Source organism: Candidatus Thermoplasmatota archaeon, from assembly GCA_029907305.1.
Lineage (GTDB): Archaea > Thermoplasmatota > E2 > DHVEG-1 > DHVEG-1 > JARYMC01.
The window spans coordinates 1-4,331 of the sequence record JARYMC010000101.1 but is presented as its reverse complement, the minus strand read 5'-3'; the positions used below and the strand labels follow the sequence as shown (position 1 = coordinate 4,331).

The window sequence follows — 4,331 nt, the reverse complement described above, 5'->3', positions numbered from 1 at the left end:
TCATCCCATCTTCCCAAAAAAATCAATGAAGTTATAGGTTAAAAATATTTACGATTGTACTTTCCGAAGTACTGTTTTTTATAAAAAAAATAATTGGGAAAGGGTTTTTAGGCTATGCCTTCTAAACGGCTCATTATGTTCCATATCAGGGTTCTGCCATGGAGTGGTATGTTCGGGTCGTTTGCCAGCTCATCTAGCCTCTGTGTAGCTGTTGCAACCCTGACATCTAGTGGATCTGTTTTTTTTAGTAGTATGTTTTTTATTTCCTCGGCTCCTCTTCTTATGTTTCTTGGTATTGAGTTATCCTCGTTAAGCATATTTAGGCCGTCGCATACCTGCATGATTTTATCATCCTGTGACATGGAGTTCACCCTCTTACGCATCAACCGTGTAATACGATAGGGGATAAAAATATTTGGGCTGATATATTTAATCCTCTAGGTACCTTGTGTTTATTATTTCTTGTATCTCAGCTGCTATGTTTTTTCCTATGCCCTGTATCTCTCTTAGTTCTTCTTCTGAGGCGTTGATTATGTCTTTTATGCTGCCGAAGTGTTCTAGTAGTCTTTTTGCTAGCACAGCTGACACGTTTGGTAATCCTTCTACTATGAACTGTTGTTTTTCTCTTATTGACATAGGTGTTTTTTCTCCCCTGGTTGCCACAGGTTTTTTTTCTTCTCTTTGTTCACGTGCAGCTATGATGTATAGTAGGTTTGCTGTTTCCATTGGGTTTCTGGTTGTTATCACCGGTATGCCGAAGTCTACTATTATAGATACTATGCTCCCGTATATCGCATTGTGGCTTATGTTTCGTTTTGTTAGTAGTCCTTCTCCTTCTATTATCATTATTGGTCTCGGGTAGGCGTCTCTTAGTTTTGCTGTTTGTTTGAATAGTTTACCGTCTATTAGCGATTCTAGGTAATCATCCACGGTTTTTCTTTCTACTCCTATCCTTGTTGATAGTACGTAGTCGCCTGTGTCTAGTTGTTGTGCTTCTATGTTTGCTTCTTTTAGCGAGAGGTTTTTTGATACTGGTGAACGGTATTCACGGTGGTCAACTATTATTGTTACTTGTTTCTGTTTTTTTTGGTAATCTGTTAATGTGGTTTGTGTGTTTATGTTTTTATGGTATAGTGTTTTTGTGTCCTCGAAATGTTTATTTAGCTTTGATCTAAGCAACTCTAGTTGTGTTCTCATCTGTTTTTCTTTTCTTTTTGCTGCCCAGTAGTATGCCTCGTCTTGTGTGTCTTTTGTTATTAGTATTATCACGTTCCCAGGCATTTTACGTCCTGTTCTACCCCTTCTCTGTATGGTCCTTATCTCTGATGGTATGGGTTCGTAGAATACTACTAGGTCTGTTGATGGTATGTCTAGTCCTTCTTCTGCTACGCTTGTTGCTATAAGTATGTTGTATGTGTCTTCTTTGAATTGTTTTATTATATTGGTTTGTTGTTTCTGCGTTAGTCCCTTGTCCTCATCTCTTTCTGCTTGTCCTATGAACCTTACTGGTCTAGCGTTTTCTATATGTTCTAATTGCTTTAGAAGATGGGATGATGTGTCGCGGTAGTGTGTGAAAACAATGATTTTTGAGTCTGGTTTGTTTTTTAGTTGCTCTCGTACTATGTTTACTATCTCCTGTACCTTTGGGTGTTCTATGTCTAGTGATTTCACGTACGCAACAGCCTCTAGTATGTTTCTATCTGACATTATTTCTCTTGATGCTTTGCTGCTGTCCTTTGATACAGCTTCTTTTCCTAGTCTCTGGAAATAGTTTTTTAGTGCGTTAACACCCTGTGTTTGTAGTAGTTCTATCGCGTAGTATATTTTAAGTGCAGCGTTCTGTGCTGAGGCTGCTTTGAAAAGTATACTTGGTGGTCTCATACTGGTTTGCAGCTCAGATTGTATCCTTTTTTGCGTCTCTAAAAGTTTAGTGCGGTTTATTAATGATACCGATGATGATTCCAGGAAACCTGCGTCTTTTAGAAACTGCAATCTTTCTGACAAAGATTTTTTTAGCAGCTGCAGTGTGTATGAAAAATCTTTTGGGAGTGGTATTTCTCTCCATGTTATTTTCAGGTCATATACATATGGTCTGACATCCGGGTCGTATTTTGTTCTGATCTCTATGTTGTTTATGTCAAGGTTTTTGCATACCTCTAGTATGGTTTGTACGTCGTTTCCTGGTGACGCGGTCATACCTAGTACCAGCCTGTCTTTTTCCCTCTGTTTCTGGTACATCTCTGATACGTAAACGTAGGCGTAGTCCCCAACTGCGTGGTGTGACTCATCATATATTATTAGTGAGACGTCTTTTAAACTAATTTTTTTTGATATAAGATCGTTTTGTATAACCTGCGGTGTTGAGACTATTATCCTGCTGTTCTCCCAGGTTTGTTTTCTTTTTTCTGGTGACACCTCACCTGTGAAAACCGCTATTAGTTCTTCGTTTATTGTAAGGTTTTGTTTCAGGTATTGTGCGTGTTGTGTAACAAGTGGTTTTGTTGGTGCTAGGAACAGTATCTTGTTGTTTTGTTTTTGTAGTTGTTTTGCTATTAGTATGAGTGCTATCACTGTTTTTCCCATGCCTGTTGGTAGTACAACTAGCGTGTTTTTTTTTGCTGCTGATTCAGCTATGTTTATTTGGTATTCCCTACGTTCAATGGTGTCTGGTTTTATGAATTCTTGTTTTATGTACACAAAAAATGGAATGCGAATTAGGTTTTAGTATATTTTGGGGTTTTGTTGTTTTTAAAACTAAATGCTTATAAACTATGTTGTTTATCCATCTTTTTGATTTGATATGTTTATGTTTGGTGTTGAAGTCCCTCTTTGGGCTTTTTTTATATTAGCGATAATCGTGGTTTTTGTTGTTTGGAAGCTTATAAAGTTTGCTTTGATTGCTCTTGTTGTTGTGGTTTTGTTCCTTATAATACTTTTTTGTCTTGATGTTTTCCATGTTTTTGATATGATCCAGGGTTTTTTATCGAATTTTTTGTGATAATTACACTTGCATTTTAATAATATACAAGGTTTTGATAAAAAACTTTATAGCCTTTGTCATTATTTATGGTAATAAAAGAGGTTGGATGTGGGTATGGGTGAAAATATAAAGGGGCCTGCTCATAGTTTAGATGCAAATGAACTTGATACTCTTTTGAAGTTGTACTCATATGAGGATGGTGTTGTTAGGGGTCTTTCTGGTTTTGATTTTGATGATAGGGTGCTGCATGATTTAGTTGGTAAGAATCTGATCAGTGTTCGTTTTGATAGCGGTAGGGGTGTTATTTCTCTGACTGACATTGGTGCTAGTATCTGTGGTTCTGTTATGACTGATATTGTTCGTGGTAAGGCTGATGAGTTTAGGGATAGGGTTAGTATGTTGCCTAGTCGTGCTGTTGGTTGTTTGGTTAATCGTGTTATGTGGCATACCACTGATGGTCCATGGTTTGAGCGGGTTTTGCTTATGGATCCTAGGATGCAGAGGTTGATGAAGGAGTTCCTTGGTGTTGTTGATAGCCTTGATTTGGTTTGGGATATGGGTAAGGAAAAATGTTTTTCTCCTGAGGTTAAACAGTTTTTGCGTGATGAGTTCAGGAGCGTACCTGGTCTTTCTCCTGTTGAGGAGGTTTCTTTGAAGAATTTCTTTTTCTTCCATGTTTATGCTCAGGATCAGAGGAACTTGATTGTTTTTGATAGAAACGGTGAGGAGTTCCGCTCCATGGTTTTTGATAGTGGTGATAGTTTTTTGTCTGGTCGGTGGAACCCGTTGGATCAGCTGGAGCCTAGGACTCTTTTGTCTGACCTAGGGTTGGATAAGGAGGAGGTTCTTGGTTTGTTGTTTGATATGCAGGGTAAGGGTTTTGTTACTGAGCATCGTAACCGTTTTGCTAACCCGTTTTTTGGTGATGAAGGGAAGATTTTTGTTATAAAGGATTCCATTGGTTATATGGGTTTTATTTATGAGAGGTTTTTGTCTCCTGTTGTTGATTCTCTTTTGAGGACAGATGAGTAGTATCGGTTTGTGTAAAAAAAAAACAGCCGATGCCGATATGCATTAGATAGGTTATATTGTATTATCATGAAAATTGGTTGGTGCCTGTTTCTTTCTTCTGTTGGTGGTATTTTTTTGTTTATTTGTCTTCTCTTTATATACTATTTTTCCTGAAATGGCATTTTTACACGAAAAGTATATAAACAATGACAGACAAAGTATACCATGTTAATATATAACAATGAGGGATGGTGAAAAAAAATATGGAGATATTAATTATTGGTGCTGTTGCAAGTGCTGTTGCAGCAACTATGGCAATATGCCCAGGCATATGTCCTTT

At 37.6% G+C, this 4,331-nt stretch carries 4 protein-coding genes; 2 read left to right on the top strand and 2 right to left on the bottom strand.

What is annotated here, in order from left to right:
* Window positions 1-107: 107 nt before the first annotated feature.
* Entirely contained in the window at window positions 108-362 is a 255-nt protein-coding gene (locus QHH19_06795) for a UPF0147 family protein (protein MDH7518031.1), read from the bottom strand.
* A 67-nt stretch (window positions 363-429) separates the two neighbouring features.
* Window positions 430-2,697 carry a DEAD/DEAH box helicase gene (locus QHH19_06790; GenBank protein ID MDH7518030.1) on the bottom strand — a complete coding sequence of 756 codons (2,268 nt, stop codon included), beginning with the start codon at window positions 2,695-2,697 and terminating at the stop codon, window positions 430-432.
* A 109-nt stretch (window positions 2,698-2,806) separates the two neighbouring features.
* Between QHH19_06790 and QHH19_06785 the strand changes: the two genes are divergently transcribed.
* Window positions 2,807-2,998: a hypothetical protein gene (locus QHH19_06785; protein ID MDH7518029.1), complete on the top strand. Its 192-nt coding sequence runs from the start codon at window positions 2,807-2,809 to the stop codon at window positions 2,996-2,998.
* 96 nt (window positions 2,999-3,094) lie between these two features.
* Window positions 3,095-4,012: a hypothetical protein gene (locus QHH19_06780; GenBank protein MDH7518028.1), complete on the top strand. Its 918-nt coding sequence runs from the start codon at window positions 3,095-3,097 to the stop codon at window positions 4,010-4,012.
* The last annotated feature ends 319 nt before the right edge of the window (window positions 4,013-4,331 follow it).